This window comes from Streptomyces sp. NPDC014727 (assembly GCF_043083485.1).
GTDB lineage: Bacteria > Actinomycetota > Actinomycetes > Streptomycetales > Streptomycetaceae > Streptomyces.
Genome location: NZ_JBIBYR010000001.1, coordinates 455,180 through 477,293, shown reverse-complemented (window position 1 = coordinate 477,293; position 22,114 = coordinate 455,180). Strand labels below are relative to the sequence as shown.

18 protein-coding genes are annotated in these 22,114 nt (G+C 69.5%); 2 read left to right on the top strand and 16 right to left on the bottom strand.

Annotated features, from left to right (window positions below; genetic code table 11):
* The first annotated feature begins 191 nt into the window (after positions 1-191).
* Positions 192-2,513, top strand: coding sequence for a hypothetical protein (locus tag ACF1B9_RS02170; RefSeq protein WP_391739992.1), 2,322 nt, complete (start codon positions 192-194; stop codon positions 2,511-2,513).
* A 120-nt stretch (positions 2,514-2,633) separates the two neighbouring features.
* Here ACF1B9_RS02170 and ACF1B9_RS02165 read toward each other — a convergent pair whose 3' ends face one another.
* Genes ACF1B9_RS02165 through ACF1B9_RS02150 form a run of 4 tightly spaced genes read right to left on the bottom strand, consistent with a single transcriptional unit; the run spans position 2,634 to position 5,523 of the window.
* The gene (locus tag ACF1B9_RS02165; protein WP_391739993.1) at positions 2,634-3,116 is read right to left on the bottom strand and encodes a GNAT family N-acetyltransferase; all 483 of its coding nucleotides are present in this window, start codon (positions 3,114-3,116) and stop codon (positions 2,634-2,636) included.
* Complete coding sequence (locus ACF1B9_RS02160) at positions 3,113-4,054, bottom strand: RluA family pseudouridine synthase (RefSeq protein WP_376218488.1); 942 nt, start codon at positions 4,052-4,054, stop codon at positions 3,113-3,115. Before ACF1B9_RS02160 ends, ACF1B9_RS02165 begins: the two co-directional genes overlap by 4 nt.
* Before the next feature lie 24 nt (positions 4,055-4,078).
* Positions 4,079-4,669 (bottom strand): signal peptidase II, encoded by a 591-nt coding sequence (gene lspA, locus ACF1B9_RS02155; protein ID WP_391739994.1) that lies wholly within the window; start codon positions 4,667-4,669, stop codon positions 4,079-4,081.
* Between the two features lie 59 nt (positions 4,670-4,728).
* Positions 4,729-5,523 carry a TraR/DksA family transcriptional regulator gene (locus tag ACF1B9_RS02150; protein ID WP_391739995.1) on the bottom strand — a complete coding sequence of 265 codons (795 nt, stop codon included), beginning with the start codon at positions 5,521-5,523 and terminating at the stop codon, positions 4,729-4,731.
* A 541-nt stretch (positions 5,524-6,064) separates the two neighbouring features.
* Between ACF1B9_RS02150 and ileS the strand changes: the two genes are divergently transcribed.
* Positions 6,065-9,214 carry an isoleucine--tRNA ligase gene (gene ileS / locus ACF1B9_RS02145; protein WP_391739996.1) on the top strand — a complete coding sequence of 1,050 codons (3,150 nt, stop codon included), beginning with the start codon at positions 6,065-6,067 and terminating at the stop codon, positions 9,212-9,214.
* Positions 9,215-9,439: 225 nt separating this feature from the next.
* Here the strand turns inward: ileS and ACF1B9_RS02140 are convergent, their stop codons facing one another.
* The 12 genes from ACF1B9_RS02140 to murF all read right to left on the bottom strand — a co-directional run bounded on the left by ACF1B9_RS02140 (position 9,440) and on the right by murF (position 22,113).
* Positions 9,440-10,582, bottom strand: coding sequence for a DivIVA domain-containing protein (locus ACF1B9_RS02140; protein ID WP_376209854.1), 1,143 nt, complete (start codon positions 10,580-10,582; stop codon positions 9,440-9,442).
* Positions 10,583-10,631: 49 nt separating this feature from the next.
* Positions 10,632-10,916 (bottom strand): YggT family protein, encoded by a 285-nt coding sequence (locus tag ACF1B9_RS02135; RefSeq protein ID WP_391739997.1) that lies wholly within the window; start codon positions 10,914-10,916, stop codon positions 10,632-10,634.
* A 70-nt stretch (positions 10,917-10,986) separates the two neighbouring features.
* Positions 10,987-11,604: a cell division protein SepF gene (locus ACF1B9_RS02130; RefSeq protein WP_114244064.1), complete on the bottom strand. Its 618-nt coding sequence runs from the start codon at positions 11,602-11,604 to the stop codon at positions 10,987-10,989.
* Between the two features lie 126 nt (positions 11,605-11,730).
* On the bottom strand, positions 11,731-12,450 hold the full coding sequence (locus ACF1B9_RS02125; protein WP_351078096.1) for a YggS family pyridoxal phosphate-dependent enzyme: 720 nt from the start codon (positions 12,448-12,450) through the stop codon (positions 11,731-11,733).
* A 6-nt stretch (positions 12,451-12,456) separates the two neighbouring features.
* A complete protein-coding gene (pgeF, locus tag ACF1B9_RS02120; protein ID WP_391739998.1) occupies positions 12,457-13,215 on the bottom strand; it encodes a peptidoglycan editing factor PgeF in 759 nt (252 codons plus the stop codon).
* Complete coding sequence (ftsZ, locus tag ACF1B9_RS02115) at positions 13,212-14,426, bottom strand: cell division protein FtsZ (protein ID WP_391739999.1); 1,215 nt, start codon at positions 14,424-14,426, stop codon at positions 13,212-13,214. Before ftsZ ends, pgeF begins: the two co-directional genes overlap by 4 nt.
* A gap of 277 nt (positions 14,427-14,703) precedes the next feature.
* Positions 14,704-15,501, bottom strand: coding sequence for a cell division protein FtsQ/DivIB (locus ACF1B9_RS02110; RefSeq protein WP_391740000.1), 798 nt, complete (start codon positions 15,499-15,501; stop codon positions 14,704-14,706).
* Between the two features lie 53 nt (positions 15,502-15,554).
* Positions 15,555-16,649 carry an undecaprenyldiphospho-muramoylpentapeptide beta-N-acetylglucosaminyltransferase gene (gene murG / locus ACF1B9_RS02105; RefSeq protein WP_376209846.1) on the bottom strand — a complete coding sequence of 365 codons (1,095 nt, stop codon included), beginning with the start codon at positions 16,647-16,649 and terminating at the stop codon, positions 15,555-15,557.
* Between the two features lie 6 nt (positions 16,650-16,655).
* A complete protein-coding gene (gene ftsW / locus ACF1B9_RS02100) occupies positions 16,656-18,101 on the bottom strand; it encodes a putative lipid II flippase FtsW (RefSeq protein WP_391740001.1) in 1,446 nt (481 codons plus the stop codon).
* 114 nt (positions 18,102-18,215) lie between these two features.
* Positions 18,216-19,643 (bottom strand): UDP-N-acetylmuramoyl-L-alanine--D-glutamate ligase, encoded by a 1,428-nt coding sequence (murD, locus tag ACF1B9_RS02095; protein ID WP_391740109.1) that lies wholly within the window; start codon positions 19,641-19,643, stop codon positions 18,216-18,218.
* The gene (mraY, locus tag ACF1B9_RS02090; protein ID WP_376209844.1) at positions 19,640-20,710 is read right to left on the bottom strand and encodes a phospho-N-acetylmuramoyl-pentapeptide-transferase; all 1,071 of its coding nucleotides are present in this window, start codon (positions 20,708-20,710) and stop codon (positions 19,640-19,642) included. Before mraY ends, murD begins: the two co-directional genes overlap by 4 nt.
* Positions 20,707-22,113 carry a UDP-N-acetylmuramoyl-tripeptide--D-alanyl-D-alanine ligase gene (gene murF / locus ACF1B9_RS02085; RefSeq protein ID WP_391740002.1) on the bottom strand — a complete coding sequence of 469 codons (1,407 nt, stop codon included), beginning with the start codon at positions 22,111-22,113 and terminating at the stop codon, positions 20,707-20,709. Before murF ends, mraY begins: the two co-directional genes overlap by 4 nt.
* Position 22,114 lies beyond the last annotated feature (1 nt).

Below are 22,114 nucleotides of genomic sequence, written 5' to 3'. Positions count from 1 at the left end.
TGGACCTCAAGCCTGCCACGCAAGGCCAGCAATCCGGACAACACCCCCTTCACGGCCCCCATCGACCAACCATTCCTCCGATGTTTATACAGTCACCCCCTTCCGCTCCCTCTTCAGGGCGGGCAGTATGCGGCATGCGTGATTCAGGGACAAGAACCCTCACCACATACATGACTGGCAGGAGAAACCACGTGACCGCGTTCTCCCGAAGGCATTTCGTCGGCGCCGCCGCTGCCGGAACATCCGCGCTCTGGCTCGCCGGCTCACCTACCGCATGGGCCGCGTCCGCTCCCGCCCCGGCGGGCCGCCCGGGGGCGGACGTCCACGAACGGACCGTCCGCGACGCCGCCATGACCTGGCGCACCCTCCCCACCGGCTGGCAGCAGGCCCCCTTCCTCGCCAACGGCTACCTCGGCGCCCAGCTGTACGCGGGAAAGACCGCCGACACGCTGAAGCTGATGCTCAGTCACAGCCAGGTGCAGGACCAGCGCGGCCAGTGGCGCGGCGGCATAGGCTTCTCCCGCCTCCCCATCGGGTACTTCACCCTGACCCTCGCCGGGGAGATCACCGGCGTCGACTGGACCCTGGATCCGTACGACGCCGAGCTGCGCGGCACGGTCACCACCAGCCGCGGCTCGCTGGCCTTCTCCGCCCTCGTCCAGAACGACACCGGCGCCCTGCTGATCTCCACCCGGCCCTCCCCCGGCGAGGAGTCCGCCGCCTGGTCCTTCCACTGGCTGCAGGCCGCCACCACCCGCAACAGCGGCAAGCCGGAGGACTACACGCCCAACCCCGACCCGCGCGTCGGCGACGGCTTCGTCGAGCAACCGCTGCTCGCGGGCGGCGGCTGGACCACCGCCTGGCGCGAACGCCGCGAGGGCACCGGCCGGCTGCTCGCCGCACACCTCGTGTACCGCTTTCCCGGCCACGTGTCGGAGGCGACGACCGCCGCGCTCCGGGCCGTGGACCGCACCCTCGCCACCGACCTCGACCGGCTGGTGGAGCGACACCGCGGCTGGTGGCACGCGTACTACCGGCGCAGCTTCCTCTCCGTGCCGGACAAGCGGCTGCAGAGCTTCTACCTCATCCAGCTCTACAAGCTCGCCGCGTCGACCAGGGCCGAGGGCCCGACGATCTCCGAATGGGGCCCGTGGTTCCCCGAAGTCGGCAACAACTGGACCGCGGTCTGGTGGAACCTCAACGTCCAGATCGGCATGGCACCCGTCCACGGCTCCAACCACCCCGAACTCGACTCCGTGACGGGCGCCTTCCGCCGCTTCGAGCACAACCTCCCGGCCTCCGTCCCCGTCGACTACCGCGACGGCGAGAGCTATGCGCTGGGCCACCCCTCCGACTGGCAGCTGCGCGCGGGGGAGACGTACGACGTCGGCGCCCCGGGCTCGGACCACGTCTCCGACAACTTCGGCAACCTCACCTGGGCCCTGCACAACGTCTGGCAGTCCTACCGGCACTCGATGGACCTGTCCGTCCTGCGCGACGTGGTGTACCCGATCCTGACGAAGGCCATCAACTTCTACGCGCACTTCCTGCACGAGGGCCCCGACGGCAGGCTGCATCTGCTGGAGACCCGCTCCCCCGAGTACGCCAACGCCACGGACTGCACCTATGACCTCTCGCTCGTCCGCTGGGGCGTGCGCACCCTCATCGCCTCCGCGAAGCTGCTGCGCAACGACGACCCCCGGATGAAGCGCTGGCAGGACATCGACCGCAGGCTCACCCCGTACGCCGAGGACCCGGTGGCCGGTGTCATGATCGGCAAGGACGTCCCGCTCGCCGACTCGCACCGCCACCACTCGCATCTGCTCTGGCTCCACCCGCTGCGCGAGCGGAACTGGGACCGGGCCGGGGACCGCGATGTGATGCGGCGCTCCATGGACCACTGGGTCTCTATGCAGCAGCTGTGGCACGGTTACAGCTACGCCACCGCCTCGTCCATGTACTCGGTGATGGACGAGCCGGAGAAGGCTCTCGACTTCCTGACCTTCTTCACCGATCTGAAGGTGGTCGCGGACTGTCAGATGACGGTCAACACCATGTACAGGGAAGGCAAGAACCTCGCCCTGGAGAGTCCGCTGTCCGCAGCCCAGTCGATGCTCGACATGGTGGTGCAGGGCCACGAGGGAGTCGTGAAGGTCTTCCCCTCCGTCTCGGACCGCTGGGCGGACGCGTCGATCGCCTCACTGCGCACCCAGGGCGCGTTCCTCGTGGACGCGGACCGCTCCAAAGGTGCCACGCGCTGGGTACGGGTGCACAGCGAAGCGGGCGCCCCGCTGACCCTGGACCACTCGATCACGGGCCGGATAGACGTACGCGACGCACACGGGCGACCGCTGCGCTGGCGGGAGACCGGACCGGGACGGATCGCCCTGAGCCTGCCGCGCGGAGGCACGGCGGTGGTGACTCCGCACGGCGCGCGTCCGTCCCGGACGGAACCGCGCGACGTGCCGTCGAGCGGGACGTGGACGCGCTGGGGCCTGCCGGAGCGCCCCTGACGACCGCCGGGGTGCCGCCGCGTCCGTAGCGGCACCCCGCGCCGGGGTCCGGCGCTGAGGTCTTTCCTTCGGATCGAGCCCGGCGTGCTCGGGACAGCCCTTACGCCGTGCACCAGGCCGTCAGTCCTGCAGAGAGCGTCGCATCGCCCGGTGCGGGATCCCCGCGTCCGGGAATTCGGGACCGTACGCCGCGTACCCGAGCCGCTCGTAGAAGCCGAGCGCATGGGTCTGGGCGTGCAGGTCGACGGCGGCCAGACCCAGCTCACGGGCCGCGTCCTCGATGGCCCTCACCAGCGCCACGCCGACGCCGAGGCCGCGCGCCCGCTTGATCACCGCCAGTCGGCCGAGCGAGCCGACGGCGAGGTCCGTGCCGGCCCTGGCCGCCGCGGCCGGGCCGTGCAGAAGCCGCGCGGTACCGAGCGCCGAACCGTCCGCCGCGACGGCGATCACATGCACCGCGTCCGCGTCGTAGGCGTCGTACTCGATCTCCTCGGGCACGTTCTGCTCGCCGACGAAGACGTCCTTGCGGACCTGGAAACAGGCGGCGCGGTCCCGCTCGTCGATGACCGTACGGGTGACGTACGGGGCAGGCGTGCCGCTCACTCGCTCTCCGCGGTGATCTTGTCCAGGGCATGCTGGAGGTCGTCGGGGTAGTTACTGGAGAACTCCACCCAGCTGCCGTCGGCGGGGTGCTCGAAGCCCAGCCGGACGGCGTGCAGCCACTGCCTCGTCAGGCCGAGGCGCTTGGCCATCGTCGGGTCGGCGCCGTAGGTCAGGTCGCCGACGCAGGGGTGGCGGTGGGCGGACATGTGCACCCGGATCTGATGGGTGCGGCCCGTCTCCAGCTTGATGTCCAGAAGGCTGGCGGCGCGGTAGGCCTCGATGAGGTCGTAGTGCGTCACGGAGGGCTTGCCGTCGGCGGTGACGGCCCACTTGTAGTCGAGGTTCGGGTGGCGCCCGATGGGGGCGTCGATGGTGCCGCTCATCGGGTCCGGGTGACCCTGCACCAGCGCGTGGTACTTCTTCTCGACGACCCGGTCGCGGAACTGCGCCTTCAGCAGGGTGTAGGCGCGCTCGGACTTGGCCACGACCATCAGGCCGGAGGTGCCCACGTCGAGACGGTGGACGATGCCCTGGCGCTCGGCCGCTCCGGACGTGGAGATCCGGTACCCGGCCGCGGCGAGACCACCGATGACGGTCGTGCCGGTCCAGCCGGGGCTCGGGTGGGCGGCGACCCCGACCGGCTTCACGATCACGACGATGTCGTCGTCGTCGTGCACGATCTCCATGCCCTCGACGGGCTCGGCGACGATCTGCACCGGAGCGGGTGCCTGCGGCATCTCCACTTCCAGCCAGGCACCGCCCCGCACCCGCTCGGACTTCCCGACCACCGAACCGTCCACCTGCACCTTCCCGGCAGCGGCCAGCTCGGCGGCCTTGGTGCGGGAGAAACCGAACATCCGGGAAATGGCGGCGTCGATGCGCTCGCCCTCCAGACCGTCGGGTACGGGCAGGGTGCGGACCTCGGGATACGTACTCACCTGATCGAGTATGCCTTGCGCCCGCTAGTCCTTGTGCACGGTCCCGTCGGGGTCCAGGCCCTTGAAGGAGAGGAGCACGATCAGGATGCCGCCGCAGACGATCGCGGAGTCCGCGAGGTTGAAGACGGCGAAGTGTTCGACGGAGATGAAGTCCACCACCGCGCCCTCGAAGATGCCCGGAGCGCGGAAGAGGCGGTCGGTGAGGTTGCCGAGCGCTCCGCCGAGCAGCAGACCGAGCGCTATGGCCCACGGCAGGCTGTAGAGCTTGCGGGCGATCCTGGCGATCACGACGATCACGGTGGCAGCGATGACGGTGAAGATGACCGTGAACGCCTCGCCGAAACTGAACGCGGCGCCCGAGTTGCGGATCACCTCGAACCTCAGCCAGTTGCCGAGGACCTCGACCGGAGGGTGATGCTCCAGCTTCGCGACCACGACCATCTTGCTGATCAGGTCGAGCAGGAAGGCGAAGGCGGCCATGACGAAGAGCACCGCGATCTTCCGCTTGCCCCTGCTCGGGGCAATCTCCTCGACCCGGCCCCCGGCCTCGTCCCCTTCAGTCCCCTCGGCATCGGGGATGTCCGGCGTACCGATGATGCGCTCCGCCTCTGCCACGTGAGTCCCTCAACCCTAGGTTCCTGACTGAGCACGAGGGTACGACACACCACCACGGATCAACCGCGTCGCTCCTGTTTCTGTTTGTCCTCGACACAGAGCGTGGCGCGGGGGAACGCCTGCATCCGTGCCTTGCCGATCGGATTGCCGCAGACCTCGCACAGCCCGTACGTCCCGGCGTCGAGCCGGGCCAGCGCCCGCTCGGTCTGGTCCAGCATCTCCTGGGCGTTGGCGGCGAGCGACATCTCGTGCTCGCGGGTGATGTTCTTGGTGCCGGTGTCCGCCTCGTCGTCACCCGCCCCGTCGCCGGAGTCGCGCATCAGCCCGGCGAGCGCCGCGCTCGCCGCCTCCAGCTCACTGCGCAGGCGATCGATCTCGCTGCTCAGCACGGACCGCGCCTCTTCGACCTCTTCCGGCGTCCAGGGGTCCTCACCCGGCCGGACCGCCAGCTCGCCGGGGTCTGCCGTGGCGATTCCACGGGCCGGGGGCAGGGGCGCGGAGCCCTTGCCGGGCGCGCGGGTCCGGGCCGCACTCTTCTTCGCTACCACCGTGTGGGCTCCCGTCTGCTCGGCGGCCTCGGCCGCCACCGTGGCCGCCGCAGCGGCCTTCTTCGAAGCCTTCTTGGCCCCGCTCTTCTTCGCAGGCGCCTTCTCGGCCGAGGCCGCGTGCCGGGCATCGGCGTGCCGGGCGGGCGCCGTCCTCTTCCGGGCCGCGGTCTTCTTCGCGGCGGTCTTCTTGTCCGCGGCCTTCTTCACCGCGGTCTTCTCGGCAGCCTCTCCGCTCGTCCTCCCGGCCGTCGCACCTGTGGATCTCGCTGACGCCGGCTTCTTCGCGGCGCTCTTCTTCGCCACCATGGCCGCGGCCCCTTCACATATTGTGATCTTGCACGCGAATCGTGCTGGGACGATAAATCGACCCCAGCCCTGCGGCAACGGGGCACGCCGCCGAATCGCCCCTCCCCGTGCCCGGATACCGACGCGTCTGAATCCGTTGTGCCCAGCTCCCCGCCGGGTAATCCGCCTCCCGGGCCCCCGCCGGGACTCCATGAGCCGGTGTCTGCCCATTCGGGTCACGCCCCGACCCACGGGTTGAACCGGTCGGCCGTCGCCCGGACGGGCCCGTACACTGGCCTCAGCGAGAGGCGTGGATGGGACGAGTAGCGTCGTACGCAGCCAGGAGCGACCCGGGGACGGTGGGAGCCCGGGGGCGAGCGCGTCGTGAAGATCACCCGGAGCCGTCGGAAGAACGCCGCAAGGCAAGTAGAACCGACATCGCGACCCCAATGAGGGGGCCACGGGCGCACGCCCGGGGCCAAGGAGGGTGGTACCGCGGGAGCCGATGAGGCCCTCGTCCCTCCGACGGAAGTGGAAAACGTCCGCCGGAGGAAGTCCGCCCATGACATCGCCGCAGTACCGCCAGGTGCCCGCCCAGGTCGACCTGCCCGCGCTGGAGCACGCCGTGCTCGATTTCTGGCGCGAGAGCAAGGTCTTCGCCAAGAGCCTCGAACAGTCCGAGGGCCGCCCCGAGTGGGTCTTCTACGAGGGCCCGCCGACCGCCAACGGCATGCCCGGCGCCCATCACATCGAGGCCCGCGTCTTCAAGGACGTCTTCCCCCGCTTCCGCACCATGCAGGGCTACCACGTCGGCCGCAAGGCCGGCTGGGACTGCCACGGACTGCCGGTCGAGCTCGCGGTCGAGAAGGAGCTGGGCTTCAACGGCAAGAAGGACATCGAGGCGTACGGCATCGCCGAGTTCAACGCCAAGTGCCGCGAGTCCGTGACCCGCCACACCGACGCGTTCACCGAGCTCACGACCCGGATGGGCTACTGGGTCGACCTCGACGACGCCTACCGCACGATGGACCCCGAGTACGTCGAGTCGGTGTGGTGGTCGCTGAAGGAGATCTTCAACAAGGGCCTGCTGGTCCAGGACCACCGCGTCGCCCCCTGGTGCCCCCGCTGCGGCACGGGCCTCTCGGACCACGAGCTGGCCCAGGGGTACGAGACGGTCGTCGACCCTTCGGTCTTCGTACGCTTCCCCCTCACCTCCGGCCCCCTGGCCGGCGACGCCTCCCTCCTCGTCTGGACGACCACTCCCTGGACCCTGGTCTCCAACACCGCCGTCGCCGCGCACCCCGATGTCACCTATGTCGTCGCGACCGACGGCGAGGAGAAGCTCGTCGTCGCGCAGCCGCTCGTCGAGAAGGCGCTGGGCGAGGGCTGGGAGACCACCGGCCAGACCTTCACCGGCCGCGAGATGGAGCGCTGGACGTACGAGCGCCCGTTCACCCTGGTCGACTTCCCCGCCGAGGCCCACTACATCGTCAACGCCGAGTACGTGACGACCGAGGACGGCACGGGTCTGGTCCACCAGTCCCCCGCGTTCGGCGCCGACGACCTCGTCGTCTGCAAGGCGTACGGCCTCCCGGTCGTGAACCCGGTCCGTCCCGACGGCACCTTCGAAGAGGAGCTGCCGCTGGTCGGCGGCATCTTCTTCAAGAAGGCCGACGAGGCGCTCACCGAGGACCTGGAGGCCCGCGGCAAGCTCTTCCGGCACGTCCCTTACGAGCACAGCTACCCGCACTGCTGGCGCTGCCACACCGCGCTGCTCTACTACGCGCAGCCGTCCTGGTACATCCGTACGACCGCCATCAAGGACCGGCTGCTCGAAGAGAACGAGAAGACCAACTGGTTCCCGGACTCGGTCAAGCACGGCCGCTTCGGCGACTGGCTGAACAACAACGTCGACTGGGCGCTGTCCCGCAACCGCTACTGGGGCACCCCGCTGCCGATCTGGCGCTGCGAGGACAGCCACCTCACCTGCGTCGGCTCACGCGCCGAGCTGAGCAAGCTGGCCGGCACCGACCTCTCCGGCCTCGACCCGCACCGCCCGTTCATCGACGAGATCACATTCACCTGCTCGCACGAGAACTGCCAGCTGGAGGCGTACCGCGTCCCCGAGGTCATCGACGCCTGGTACGACTCGGGCTCGATGCCCTTCGCGCAGTGGGGCTACCCGTACAAGAACAAGGAGATCTTCGAGAGCCGCTACCCGGCACAGTTCATCTCGGAGGCCATCGACCAGACCCGCGGCTGGTTCTACACGCTGATGGCGGTCGGCACGCTGGTCTTCGACAAGTCGTCCTACGAGAACGTGGTCTGTCTGGGCCACATCCTCGCCGAGGACGGCCGCAAGATGTCCAAGCACCTCGGGAACATCCTTCAGCCGATCCCCCTCATGGATCAGCACGGCGCGGACGCGGTGCGCTGGTTCATGGCGGCGGGCGGCTCCCCGTGGGCGGCGCGCCGCGTCGGCCACAACACGATCCAGGAAGTCGTCCGCAAGACCCTCCTGACGTACTGGAACACGGTCGCCTTCCAGGCCCTGTACGCCCGTACGTCGGGCTGGGCGCCCTCCGCCGCCGACCCGGCCCCGGCGGACCGCACGGTCCTGGACCGCTGGCTGCTGAGCGAGCTGAACGCACTGGTGGACCAGGTCACGCAGGCTCTGGACGGTTACGACACCCAGCGCGCCGGCAAGCTCCTGTCCGCGTTCGTCGACGACCTGTCCAACTGGTACGTACGCCGCTCGCGCCGCCGCTTCTGGCAGGGCGACAAGGCGGCGCTGCGCACGCTGCACGAGGTCGTCGAGACGGTGACCCGGCTGATGGCCCCGCTCACCCCGTTCATCACCGAGCGGGTCTGGCAGGACCTGGTCGTTCCGGTCACCCCGGATGCCCCCGAGTCGGTCCATCTCTCCGCCTGGCCCAAGGCGGACTTCGCGGCCATCGACCCGGCCCTCTCCACCCAGATGGCGCTGGTGCGCCGCCTGGTCGAGCTGGGCCGGGCCACCCGTGCCGAGTCGGGCGTCAAGACCCGTCAGCCACTGTCCCGGGCCCTGGTCGCGGCCTCGGGCTTCGAGTCCCTCTCCCCCGAACTGCACACGCAGATCACGGAGGAGCTGAACGTCTCCTCGCTGGCCTCGCTCTCCGAGGTCGGAGGCTCGCTGGTCGACACGACCGCGAAGGCCAACTTCCGCGCGCTCGGAAAGCGGTTCGGCAAGGGCGTCCAGGCGGTGGCCAAGGCGGTCGCGAACGCCGACGCGGCGGACCTGTCGCTGGCCCTGCGCGAGGGCACGGCATCGGTCGAGGTGGACGGCGAGACGGTGAGCCTCGCTCCCGACGAGGTGATCATCACCGAGACCCCGCGCGAGGGCTGGTCGGTGGCGTCCGACTCGGGCGCGACGGTCGCCCTGGACCTGGAGATCACCCCGGAGCTGCGCCGCGCGGGCCTGGCCCGTGACGCGATCCGCCTCATCCAGGAGGCCCGCAAGAACAGCGGTCTGGATGTCGCGGACCGCATCGCCGTCCGCTGGACGTCGACCTCCCCCGCCACCGTGGAGGCCCTGACCGAGCACGCGGCCCTGATCGCGGACGAGGTCCTGGCCCTGGACTACGCACAGGGTGAGGCGGACCCGGAGTACGGCCGGCCGTTCGAGGACGAGGGCCTGTCCCTGACGTTCCGTCTCCGCAAGACGGAGCAGTAGCCCGGACGCATCGAGGGCCCGCCCGGAACAGGTGTTCCGGGCGGGCCCTTCCGCGTGCTCCTTCCCGCAGCCCGGGGCCGGGTTGCGGGAAGGAGCACTGAGGGAACGGGGCTCACCGCGCACCGCCCACGCCCCCGTCCACGGGAAAAGGGCCGGGCCCCGGGGAAACCCCGGGGCCCGGCCCTCAGCCTGCCGACGGCTACGCGCTCATCGCGCGCACCGGGCTCAGTTGTCGTCCTCGTCGATCAGGAACCCACGCATCGGCGACGGGGCCTGCTGCATCGGCTGCGGCGCCTGCGGCCGCACCGGCGCCATCGGCTGGGTCATCGCCGGCGACATCTGCTGCTGGCCGCCGTACGAGGGTCCACCACCCATGGACGGGTTGCCGCCCATCGGCGGGTTGCCGTGACCGCCGTGGTTGCCGCCCATGGTGTGGCCCATGGCACCCGCACCGGCCGGAGCCAGCGAGGGCGACGGCGGCAGCGAAGCGGTCGCCGGGGTCCGCGGCGGGGCCAGCGAGTCGTCGGCCTGGGTCTCCAGCTGACGCAGCTGGCTCTCCAGGTAGGACTTCAGCCGGGTCCGGTACTCGCGCTCGAAGCCACGCAGGTCCTCGACCTTGCGCTCCAGCGTCGCGCGGGCCGACTCCAGCGAGCCCATCGCCACGCGGTGCTTCTCCTGCGCGTCCCGCTCCAGCGCGTCCGCCTTGGCGCGCGCGTCCCGCTCCAGTCCCTCGGCGCGGCTGCGCGCCTCGCCGACGATCTTGTTGGCCTCGGAACGGGCCTCCGCGATCGCCTGGTCGGCGGTCTGCTGCGCGAGCGACAGGACACGGGCGGCGCTGTCGCCGCCGGGGCCCTGACCGGGCTGCTGCATCTGCGGCGGCTGCTGCATCTGCTGCATCTGCTGCTGGGGGGCGTGACCGCCCATGGGGCCACCCATCGGGCCACCCATGGGACCGCCCTGCATCGGACCGGGGCCGTGCGGGCCCTGCGGGCCGGGGCCGTGCGGGCCCTGGGGACCAGGACCGTGACCGCTGGGACCGGCGGGCAGCTGCGGAGCACCACCGGGCAGTTGGGGGGGACCCATCTGCGGGGGCTGCTGCTGGACCGGCGGACCCGATATGGCGGCGGGCACAGGTGCCCCGGGCCGGTCCTGCGGCTCCGGCTTGCGCATTCCCTGCTGCTGGTTCTGCGCGGCGGCACGCGTGGCGGCGGCCAGCTTCGCGCGCAGGTCCTCGTTCTCACGGAGCAGGCGCGTCAGCTCGGACTCGACCTCGTCGAGGAAGGCATCGACCTCGTCCTCGTCATAGCCTTCTCGGAGGCGGACGGTCGTGAACTGCTTGTTCCGCACGTCCTCGGGGGTCAGCGGCATCTCTTCTTCACCTCTACGTAGTCGTCGGCAGTCGGCAAGACCGTATCGCTCACAGCCTGATCACGATGTTGATCAGGATGTAGACGATGATCATCAGAACGAAGAAGGACAGGTCGAGTGCCACGCCCCCGAGACGCAGCGGCGGGATGAACCGCCGCAGAAGCTTGAGCGGTGGATCCGTGACAGTGTAGGTGGCCTCAAGTATGACCACCATCGGCTTGCCGGGCTGCCATGAACGTGCGAACTGGAAGACGTAGTCCATGACCAGCCGGAAGATCAGCACGATGAGGAAACACATCAACGCGATATAGACAACCTGCACTGCGACGCCCATTTCGCGCTTCCCTCTCCCCTGGCTCTCGTAGCTCCGGCCTCACGGCCGGGTCGTTCCTGGTGTCGTGTTCTCAGCTCTGGTTGAAGAATCCGCCCTCAGCAATGCGGGCCTTGTCCTCCGCCGTGACATCGACGTTAGCAGGCGACAACAGGAACACCTTCTGCGTCACGCGCTCAATGCTGCCATGGAGACCGAAGACGAGTCCTGCGGCAAAGTCGACAAGTCGCTTCGCGTCCGTATCGTCCATCTCCGTGAGATTCATGATCACCGGAGTGCCCTCACGGAAGTGTTCCCCGATGGTACGGGCCTCGTTGTAGGTCCGGGGGTGCAGCGTGGTGATGCGGTAGGGCTCCCGCTCGGACACAACCTTGGGCATGATCACCGGTGCGTTCTTCTCCATGTTCGGGCGTTCAGGTGTGATGGATGCCACGGGTGCGATTCGGGCGGGTCGCTCCCTTTCCGCCGGGATCTGAACCGGCTCCCGTTGCGCGGGAGGCTGCACCACTCGTACCGGTTCGTCCCGTTCCCGGTCCCGCTCCACCTGATGCGCGGGCTGGTGCCGCCGCCGATCCCGCTCAGGCTCCGGCTCGGGTTCGAATTCGTCGTCGGGGTCGAACCCCGGACCGTCGTACCCATCGTCCTCCACGAGGCCGAGGTAGACCGCCATCTTGCGCATCGCGCCGGCCATGCTCCGAGTCCTCCGCTCTGTGGTGGATCGGCATCTGTCACCAAGTGCCCCGCGATCCACTGAGGCCTGCCCGCCATAGGCGGGAATGACCATATTTTCTGCTGTGGTCCGACCTGCTTGGCGACGTTACCCGAGCCTCGGTCGGACTCCGAGTACCGCCGTACCGACGCGCACATGTGTCGCCCCGGCCGCGACCGCGTCCTCGAGGTCCGCGCTCATCCCCGCAGAGACCATGTTCGCAGCCGGATGGTTCCCGCGCAGGCGGGATGAGAATTCCATCAGCCGGTCGAAGGCGGCGCGTTGCCGTCCCGCGTACGGGCCGGCGAGCGGCGCGACGGTCATCAGACCGTCGAGCCGCAGCCCGGGGGCGGAGTCGACCGCAGCGGCCAACTCCTCGATCCCGTCCGGCGCGACACCGCCGCGGTCACCCCGTTCACCGCTCTCCGCGTCGAGCGCGACCTGGATGAGGCAGCCGAGTTCGCGTTCCTCGCGCACGGCCGCCGCGGACAGCGCCGTGACCAACTTGGCCCGATCCACTGACTGCACGACATCGGCATAACTGGCCACAGAACGAACCTTATTCGTCTGCAATTGACCAACAAAGTGCCAGATGAGCGACAGATCCGCACATTCGGCTGCCTTGGGCGCCGCGTCCTGGTCACGATTCTCCGCGACATGGCGCACACCGAGTTCATGCAGAATCCGCACATCGCTCGCGGGGTAGGTCTTGGTGACCACGATGAGGGTCACTTCTTCCCGCTTGCGGCCCGCGGCGATACAGGCGGAAGCAATGCGTTCCTCCACCCGCGCCAGATTTTCGGCGAGTTGAGTCCTACGGTCCGTCATGACCTATCAGTCCAACCAGACATATCCGGCGAGCCGCCCGGTGGTGCGGTCGCGGCGGTACGAGAAGTGATCGCCCGATTCGAGGGTGCAGACCGGCGACGCCTGCCGGTCCTCGACCCCGAGGGCTTCGAGCTGGGCCAGGACCCCGGCGGTGACATCCACGGCGGGGGTGCCCCAACTGGTCTCGGACCAGGCGGCCGGGACGCTCTCGGCGACCTCGGCACGCATCCCCGACGGGACCTCGTAGCACCGTCCGCAGACTGCCGGTCCGGTGCGGGCGATGATCCGGTGGGTCTCGGCACCGAGTCCGACCATGGCCTCGACCACGGCGGGGACCACGCCCGCGACCAGACCGGGGCGGCCCGCGTGCGCCGCCGCCGCGATCCCGGCGACCGGATCGGCCAGCAGTACGGGGGTGCAGTCGGCGGTGAGCACGGCGAGCGGCAGCCCGCGCCGCGCGGTCACCACCGCGTCCACCCCGGGGATCTCCGCGGCGTCTCCCCACGGACCGTCGACCACCGCGACATCCCGACCGTGCACCTGGTTCATCCAGACGACCTGCGCCGGGTCCAGGCCGAGGGCCCGCGCGGCGCGTTGCCGATTGGCCAGAACGGCGGCGGGGTCGTCTCCGACCGCGCCGCCGAGGTTGAGCTCCTCGTACGGAGCGGCGCTCACCCCGCCCCACCTGTCGGTGAAGGCGAAGTGCGCGCGATCCGCTGAGGACACTGAAGGTGCTGCGGGACCTGCGTGATGCGGACCTATCACTTCAAGAAGTCCGGAACATCCAGCTCTTCGGCCTGGGAGTCCTGGTAGGGACGGGCCGGCGGGATGTGCGGCGAAGTGACCGGCGGCAAGTGGCTCTCGCCGACCACCGGTACGGGCTCGGCCTGGACCGGAGGCTCTTCGCGCGGCTGCACGGAACCCAGTCCGCCGGTCTGGCGCACGGGCTCGGCGGTCCGGACCGGCGCGGCCGGCTCTTCGCGCTTGGCGGTGTTCGCGCCCAGGACGTTCTCGCGCCGGGCCGGCGGCTGCCCGCCGTCGAAGCCCGCCGCGATCACGGTGACGCGGACCTCGTCGCCCAGCGCGTCGTCGATGACCGCACCGAAGATGATGTTCGCCTCGGGGTGCGCCGCCTCGCTCACCAGCTGGGCGGCCTCGTTGATCTCGAAGAGACCGAGATCGCTGCCGCCGGAGATGGAGAGCAGGACACCGCGGGCGCCATCGATGGACGCCTCCAGGAGCGGCGAGGAGATCGCCATCTCCGCAGCGGCCACCGCGCGGTCGTCGCCGCGGGCCGAGCCGATGCCCATGAGTGCCGAACCGGCCTCGGACATGACCGACTTGACGTCGGCGAAGTCGAGGTTGATCAGGCCCGGCGTCGTGATCAGGTCGGTGATGCCCTGGACACCCGAGAGCAGCACCTGGTCGGCCGACTTGAACGCGTCGAGCACGCTGACCTGGCGGTCCGAGATGGACAGCAGCCGGTCGTTGGGAATGACGATGAGAGTGTCGACCTCTTCGCGGAGCTCGGCGATGCCGTCCTCCGCCTGGTTCGCGCGTCGTCGGCCCTCGAAGGTGAACGGGCGGGTGACCACGCCGATCGTCAGGGCGCCGAGCGAGCGCGCGATGTTGGCGACGACGGGTGCGCCGCCGGTGCCGGTGCCGCCGCCCTCTCCGGCGGTGACGAAGACCATGTCGGCCCCCTTCAGGACCTCCTCGATCTCCTCACGGTGGTCCTCTGCCGCCTTGCGACCGACGGCCGGGTTGGCCCCGGCGCCGAGGCCGCGGGTGAGTTCGCGGCCGACGTCGAGCTTGACGTCGGCGTCGCTCATCAACAGGGCTTGCGCATCAGTGTTGATCGCGATGAACTCGACGCCCTTGAGACCGACCTCGATCATTCGGTTGATGGCATTGACACCACCGCCGCCGACACCGATGACCTTGATGACTGCGAGGTAGTTCTGCGGTGCTGCCACGTCGAAGGCCTCTCGCCTCGAGTTACGTGTCGTCGCTTCGCGGTAGTCCCGCCGCGACGACGGATGCCGATTGGGGCGGTCCGAAACGCCGACCCAAACCCTAACGTTGAAGTTTAGGGTTACCAGTGTGTCTGTTTCATGGACTCTTCCGAACAGGACACTAAGTCGACAAGTGGCGCGCGTTCAACGAACACGCCGAACCTCCCGTTTTTCTTTTCACCCTATGTGATCACCCGTAGCGCTGACCAACCAGGGTGCTGGCCAGGCCGAATGTGCGTCAACTACCCGACACTGCCGGGGCGGTGGGTGCACTCACGTCGAAGTGTCCCGCTTTGGGGGCGGCTTTCATCAGAGCGGTGAGGACTCTCGCCTTCACCGACCCGTCCTCACCGCTGCCCCAGAACACCGTCCGACCCCGGGTGAGCTCCAGGGAGATCGAATCGTACGAGGTGACCCGTACGACCTCGGTATCCCTGGCGACGCCGCCCGGAAGAGCGCCCGCGACCCTGACCGCCTCCCGCACCAACCGGGCGCTGCCGAAGCGACGCAGGCTCGCGGACCGGTCAGGCGTCAATTCCAGCAGCGGTACATGGCCGGGCGATTTGTCCACTGTTGCGAAACGAACACCTTTCGCATCCACTTCAATGAACTTTGCGCCCTTTTTCATCAAAAGGACCGGCTGCCGTTCGGTCACCTTAAGCCGGATTCCGTGCGGCCATGACCGCACGACATCCACCGAGTCGATACGAGGCAACTTCTGGCGCAACCGGTCGGCGACGGCATCGGTGTCCACGGAGATCAGCGGAGCGCCGATCGGCACCGCCGCGGCAGCCTCCACCTCGGCCGGAGTCAACACGTCGACCCCGCTGATCGCGACCTGTTCGGCACGGAGCCAGGAGGAGCCGTAGAGCGCCCAGACGGCGCCGGAGCCGAGCAGCAGCAGCACCAGCACGCCGATCACGATCAACTGTCTGCGGCCGGGCCCTCTGCGCCCCTTCGGGCGCGGGCGCGACGGGCGGGCCGGGGGGTCCTCCTGCTGCGCTGCACCGCGCTGGGCGGTTGTCGGTCCGGCCACGCTCGCTCCTTGTGCCGGGTCCGGGGGCGCCGCCCCCGGACCCGTCCGCCGCCTCACGCGCCTCGGCGTGCGGCAATCGCCTCGTACACCATGCCGACGAGCAGGTCGTCGGCGTCCCGGCGGCCGAACTCGGCGGCCGCTCGGGACATCTCGTACAGCCGGTGCGGATCCGCAAGCACGGGAAGGACGTTCCCCTGCACCCACTCGGGGGTGAGCGCCGCGTCGTCCACCAGCAGACCGCCGCCGGCGTTGACCACCGGCTGGGCGTTGAGCCGCTGTTCACCGTTGCCGATGGGCAGCGGGACGTAGGCGGCGGGGAGCCCGACGGCGGAGAGTTCGGCGACGGTCATCGCGCCCGCACGGCAGAGCATCATGTCGGCCGCCGCGTACGCGAGATCCATCCGGTCCACGTACGGTACCGGGATGTAGGGCGGCATCCCGGGCATGTTGTCGACACGCGGCAATTCGTTCTTCGGACCGACCACGTGCAGGATCTGGATCCCGGAGCGCTGCAGCAGCGGGGCGACCCGCTGGACCACCTCATTGAGATGGCGGGCGCCCTGCGAGCCGCCGGAGACCAGCAGCGTCGGCAGATTGGGGTCGAGCCCGAAGGCGGCACGCGCCTCGGGGCGGACCCGGGCCCGGTCCAGGGTGGCGATGGTCCGGCGCAGCGGGATGCCGATGTAGCGGGCACCGCGCAGCTTGCTGTCGGGGGTGGAAACGGCGACCCCGTGGGCGTACCGGGAGCCGATCTTGTTGGCCAGGCCGGGCCGGGCATTGGCCTCGTGGACGACGATCGGCACACCGACCCGCTTGGCGGCGAGGTAGCCGGGCAGGGCGACATAGCCGCCGAAGCCCACGACGCAGTCCGCCTTGGTGCGTTCCAGGACCTGCTCGGCCGCCTTGATGGTGCCGCGCAGCCGTCCCGGGACGGTGATCAGTTCCGGGGTGGGCTTGCGCGGCAGCGGTACGGCCGGGATCAGGGCGAGTTCGTACCCCCGCTCGGGTACGAGCCTGGTCTCGAGTCCGCGCTCCGTGCCGAGGGCAGTGATTCCCACGGTCGGGTCCTGCCTGCGCAGGGCGTCCGCGAGGGCAAGCGCGGGCTCGATGTGGCCGGCGGTCCCCCCACCGGCGAGTACGACATGCACCGAAATTCACCGCTCTCCGGACGGACGCTTCTTGACGCGCCGTCTCATCGTCTTCCATCTCACCCCGGGCCTCCGCATGGCCAGGGCCGCCTTCGCGGCGGGATCCTCTCGCGCGAACGCGATCAGCAGCCCGACAGCGAACATGGTCGGCAGCAGGGCCGACCCTCCGTAGGAGAACAGCGGGAGCGGGACACCGGCGATCGGCAGCAGGCCGAGCACCGCACCGATGTTGATCACGGCCTGCGCCGTGATCCAGGTGGTCACACCTCCCGCGGCATACCTCACGAAGGGGTCCTCCGTGCGTCCGGCCACGCGGATACCCGCATAGCCTAGAGCCGCGAAGAGTGCGAGCACCGACAGCGTCCCCGCCAACCCCAGTTCCTCGCCGGTGATGGCGAAGATGAAGTCTGTGTGCGGTTCAGGTAGTTGACCCCATTTTTCCACACTCGCACCGAGCCCGGAACCGAACAGTCCGCCGGACGCCAGAGCATAGATCCCGTGCACGGCCTGCCAGCAGGAATCCCCCGGACCGGGTTCGCTGGCGCCGATGCAGGCGAGCCTGGACATTCGGTTGGGACTGGTCTTGATCAGCACGAATGCGATCATTCCGGCGAACGCCAGCACTCCGGCGAAGAGCCTGGTGGGTGCCCCGGCCAGCCAGAGCAGCCCGAACAGGATCGCAGTGAGAATGATCGCAGTGCCCATGTCACCGCCGAGCATGATCAGCCCGAGGAGCATGAAGGCGACGGGAACGAGCGGAACGAGCATGTGCTTCCACTGCGTCAGCAGCCGTTTGTCCTGTTTACGGGCGAGCAGGTCCGCGCCCCACAGGACCAGGGCGAGCTTGCCGAACTCACTGGGCTGGAGCTGGAACGGCCCGCCCAGATAGAGCCAGTTCCGGTTGCCGTTGATCGACATCCCTATCCCCGGCACCTGGACCAGCGCCATCAGGAAGACGGATCCCATGAGCAGCGGATAGGCGAAGGCCCGGTGCAGTTTGGCCGGCATCCGGGCAGCGAGCGCCATCAGTCCGGCCCCGATGACGGCGGCGAGGAACTGCTTGCGGAAGAAGTAGGTGCCCGGCTTGTGCAGCTCCAGGGCCTTGATCATCGAGGCGGAGTAGACCATCACCAGGCCGAGCACGGTGATCAGCAGGCCGGCGCCCAGGATCAGGTAGTACGCGGTCAGAGGGCGGTCCCAGGCCCGGCGTGCCTGCTCGTAGATCCGCCGCACCCCACTGCCGCGCGGGGCACGGGGGGTGCCGGTGGAGCGCCCCTTGGGACGGGCCACCGAGGGGCGCCGGGAGCCGGCGACCGATCTGACCCGCAGGGCGTGAGCGAGCGGTGCGCCGGGGCCCGCGCCCGCGAGGAGGGGCGGGATGAGCGCCCGGCTGGTCGCCGCGCCCCGTGAGCAGGCCCTACGGGGCGCGGCGGAGCTCTCTTCGGCCGGCATTGTCGCTGTCCCCTCCACTGCTCGTGCCCGGGGGCCGCCGCCGAGGGCCGGGGCCCGTGGCGCGGCCGCCCGCGCCCGGTCGTCCGGGTCAGTACGGCGCTCCGGCCGGGCCCGTCAGGCGCTCTCGGCGGCGAGTGCGCGGACCGCGTCCGCGAACGCCTCGCCCCGCTTGTTGTAATTGACGAACATGTCCATCGAGGCGCAGGCCGGGGCCATCAGTACGGTGTCCCCCGGCCGGGCGAGCCGTGCCGCCTCGCGGACCGCCTCGGACATCGCCCCAGTGTCGGTCCGGTCGAGGTCGACCACCGGGACCTCGGGGGCGTGTCGCGCGAGGGCTTCGCGGATCAGTCCGCGGTCGCGGCCGATCAGTACGACGCCCCGAAGTCGCCCGGCCGCCCCCGTCACCAGTTCGTCGAAGACGGCACCCTTGGCGAGGCCGCCGGCGATCCAGACGATCGGGTCGTAGGCGGCGAGGGAGGCCACGGCGGCGTGGGTGTTGGTGGCCTTGGAGTCGTCGATGTACGCGACCTCGTCGACATCCGCGACGTGCTCGATGCGGTGCGGGTCGGGGCGAAAGGCCCGCAGTCCGTCCCGTACGGCCGCGGGCTCGACGCCGAAGGCGCGGGCCAGGGCCGCGGCCGCCAGGGCGTTGGCGATGTTGTGCGGGGCCGGCGGGTGGACGTCGGAGACCTCGGCGAGCTCCTGGGCCTGCTTCTGTCGGTTCACCACGAAGGCGCGGTCGACGAGGATGCCGTCGACAACGCCCAGTTGCGACGGGCCGGGTGTGGCCAGAGTGAAACCGATGGCACGGCAACCCTCCTCGACATCGGCCTCGCGCACCAGGTCCTCGGTCGCCTTCTCGGCCGCGTTGTAGACGCAGGCGATGCGGTTGCCCTCGTAGATCCGGCCCTTGTCCGCGACGTACGCCTCCATGGAGCCGTGCCAGTCGAGATGGTCGGGTGCCAGGTTGAGGACCACCGCCGAGTGGGCGCGCAGCGAGGGCGCCCAGTGCAGCTGGAAGCTGGACAGCTCGACGGCGAGTACGTCGTACTTCTCGTCGCCGAGGACGGCGTCGAGGAGAGAGACGCCGATGTTGCCGACGGCGGCGGTGCGCAGCCCTGCCGCCTCCAGGATCGAGGCGAGCATCCGTACGGTCGTGGTCTTGCCGTTGGTGCCGGTGACCGCGAGCCAGGGTGCCGGTTCCCTGCCGTCCACACCGCGCAGCCGCCAGGCGAGTTCGACGTCGCCCCAGACCGGGACGCCCGCCTCGGCGGCTGCTGCGAAGAGCGGCTTGTCGGGCTTCCAGCCGGGGGTGGTGACGATGAGCTCGGTGGACTCGGGCAGGGTCGCTCCGTCGCCGAGGCGCACGGTGATGCCCTGCGCCTCCAGCTCCGCGGCCTGCGTACGGGACCGTTCGTCGTCCCCGTCGTCGACCACTGTGACGACGGCCCCGAGGCCGTGCAGCACCTTGGCCGCCGGGATTCCGGACACCCCGAGTCCCGCGACGGTGACGTGCTTGCCCTGCCAGTCCTGGTTGCTCACTTCTCGGCTGCCCATCCCGCGTAGAAGAGACCGAGTCCGACGATCACGCACATGCCCTGGATGATCCAGAAGCGGACCACGACAAGGACTTCGGACCACCCCTTGAGTTCGAAGTGATGTTGGAGCGGCGCCATTCGGAAGACCCGCTTACCGGTCATCTTGAAGGAACCGACCTGGATGACCACGGACATGGTGATCATCACGAAGAGGCCGCCGAGGATGGCCATCAGGAACTCGGTACGGGAGCAGATCGCCAGACCGGCGAGGGCGCCGCCGAGGGCGAGCGAACCGGTGTCACCCATGAAGATCTTGGCGGGTGAGGTGTTCCACCACAGGAAGCCGAAGCAGGCGCCCATCAGCGCCGAGGCGACGACCGCGAGGTCGAGTGGGTCGCGTACCTGGAAACAGGCGTTGGGATTGGTCAGGGTGTCCGCGTTGGCGCAGGACTCCTGGAACTGCCACAGCCCGATGAAGGTGTACGCGCCGAAGACCATCACCGACGCACCGGTGGCCAGGCCGTCCAGACCGTCCGTCAGGTTCACACCGTTGGACATCGCGAGAATCATGAACAGCGCCCAGACGACGAACAGCACGGGGCCGATCGACCAACCGAAGTCCGCGACGAACGACAGCCTGTCGGAGGCCGGAGTGTTGCCGCGGGAGTCGGCGAACTGCAGCGAGAGCACCGCGAAGGCGATACCGACGATCAGCTGGCCCGCCATCTTCGCCTTGGCCCGCAGACCCAGCGAACGCTGCTTGACGATCTTGATGTAGTCGTCGAGGAAGCCGACGAGACCCATGCCGGTCATCAGGAAGAGCACCAGCACACCGGAGAAGCGCATCTCCTCCCCGGTGATCAGCTTCGCCGCGAGGTACGCGATGAGCGTCGCCAGGATGAAGGCGATGCCGCCCATGGTGGGCGTGCCCTTCTTGGACCCGTGGGTCCGCGGGCCGTCGTCCCGGATGAACTGTCCGTATCCCTTGCGGGCCAGCAGCTTGATCAGCAGCGGAGTTCCGACCAGGGTCAGGAAGAGCCCGATGGCCCCCGCGAAGAGGATCTGCCTCATCGGCCGGCGACCTCGCCCTCGGACGTGTTCTCCAGCAGCGTCATGACGACCTGCTCCAGGCCGACCGACCGGGACGCCTTCACCAGCACGACGTCTCCCGGGCGCAGTTCACTGCGCAGCAGGTCGACGGCAGCCTGTGCGTCGGACACGTGCACCGACTCCTCACCCCACGAACCCTCGTTGTATGCGCCCAGTTGCAGCCAGGAGGCCTCTCTGCCCCCGACCGCGACGAGCTTGCTGACGTTGAGCCGGACGGCGAGCCGTCCGACCGCGTCGTGCTCGGCGAGCGAGGCGTCGCCGAGCTCGGCCATGGGGCCGAGCACCGCCCACGTACGCCGGCCCTTCCCCATGGCGACCAGCGCGCGCAGCGCTGCTCTCATGGATTCGGGGTTCGCGTTGTAGGCGTCATTGACGAACGTCACGCCGTCCGGACGCTCGGTGACCTCCATGCGCCAGCGGGAGAGGGTGCCCGCCTCGGAGAGCCCTTCGGCGATCTCGTCTGCGGACAGGCCCAACTCATGGGCGACGGCGGCCGCGGCGAGCGCGTTCGACACGTGGTGCTCACCGTACAGGCGCATGGTCACGTCGCTGCACCCGGTGGGTGTGTGGAGCTTGAAAGCGGGGCGGCCGTCGTCGGTGAGACGGACGTTCTCGCCCCGTACGTCCGCATCCGCGGCTTCACCGAAGAACAGCACCGGGGCTTTCGTACGGGAGGACATGGCACGCACGAGCGGATCGTCGGCGTTGAGCACGGCGCGGCCGTCCTCGGGCAGCGACTCGACCATCTCGCCCTTGGCCTGGGCGATCTGTTCCCGGCCGCCGAACTCGCCGATGTGGGCGGTGCCGACGTTGAGGACGAGACCGACACGGGGTGGGACGAGACCGGTGAGATAGCGGATGTCGCCGATGTAGCGTGCGCCCATTTCGAGGACGAGGTGGCGGGTGTCCTCCGTGGCACGCAGCGCGGTGAGCGGCAGGCCGATCTCGTTGTTGAGGTTGCCCGCCGGGTAGACGGTGGGCCCCTTGCGTTCGAGGAGTTGGGCGATGAGGTCCTTGGTGGAGGTCTTGCCGGCGGAACCGGTGAGGGCGACGACGGTGGTACCGAGGCGGCCCACGACGGCGCGGGCGAGCGCGCCGAGTGCGGTCACGACGTCGTCGACGACGATCGCCGGAACACCGACGGGGCGGGCGGCCAGCACAGCTGCCGCGCCCGCCTCGACGGCGCGCTGCGCGTAGTCGTGGCCGTCGACCCGCTCGCCGACGAAGGCGACGAACAGGCTGCCTTGCTTCACCTCTCGGGAGTCGATGACGACGGGCCCGCTGACGGTTGCTGCCGGATCGGGTATGTCGTGCGACTGCCCGCCGACGATTTCGGCGATCTCGGCGAGGGAAAGGGCGATCACT

Bases quoted from the DNA above. Each gene is read 5' to 3' on its own strand.
- ACF1B9_RS02150 (WP_391739995.1), bottom strand. From the start codon at position 5,523: ATGGTGGCGAAGAAGAGCGCCGCGAAGAAGCCGGCGTCAGCGAGATCC.
- ileS (WP_391739996.1), top strand. From the start codon at position 6,065: ATGACATCGCCGCAGTACCGCCAGGTGCCCGCCCAGGTCGACCTGCCC.
- ACF1B9_RS02140 (WP_376209854.1), bottom strand. From the start codon at position 10,582: ATGCCGCTGACCCCCGAGGACGTGCGGAACAAGCAGTTCACGACCGTC.
- ACF1B9_RS02135 (WP_391739997.1), bottom strand. From the start codon at position 10,916: ATGGGCGTCGCAGTGCAGGTTGTCTATATCGCGTTGATGTGTTTCCTC.
- ACF1B9_RS02130 (WP_114244064.1), bottom strand. From the start codon at position 11,604: ATGGCCGGCGCGATGCGCAAGATGGCGGTCTACCTCGGCCTCGTGGAG.
- ACF1B9_RS02125 (WP_351078096.1), bottom strand. From the start codon at position 12,450: ATGACGGACCGTAGGACTCAACTCGCCGAAAATCTGGCGCGGGTGGAG.
- ftsW (WP_391740001.1), bottom strand. From the start codon at position 18,101: ATGCCGGCCGAAGAGAGCTCCGCCGCGCCCCGTAGGGCCTGCTCACGG.
- mraY (WP_376209844.1), bottom strand. From the start codon at position 20,710: ATGAGGCAGATCCTCTTCGCGGGGGCCATCGGGCTCTTCCTGACCCTG.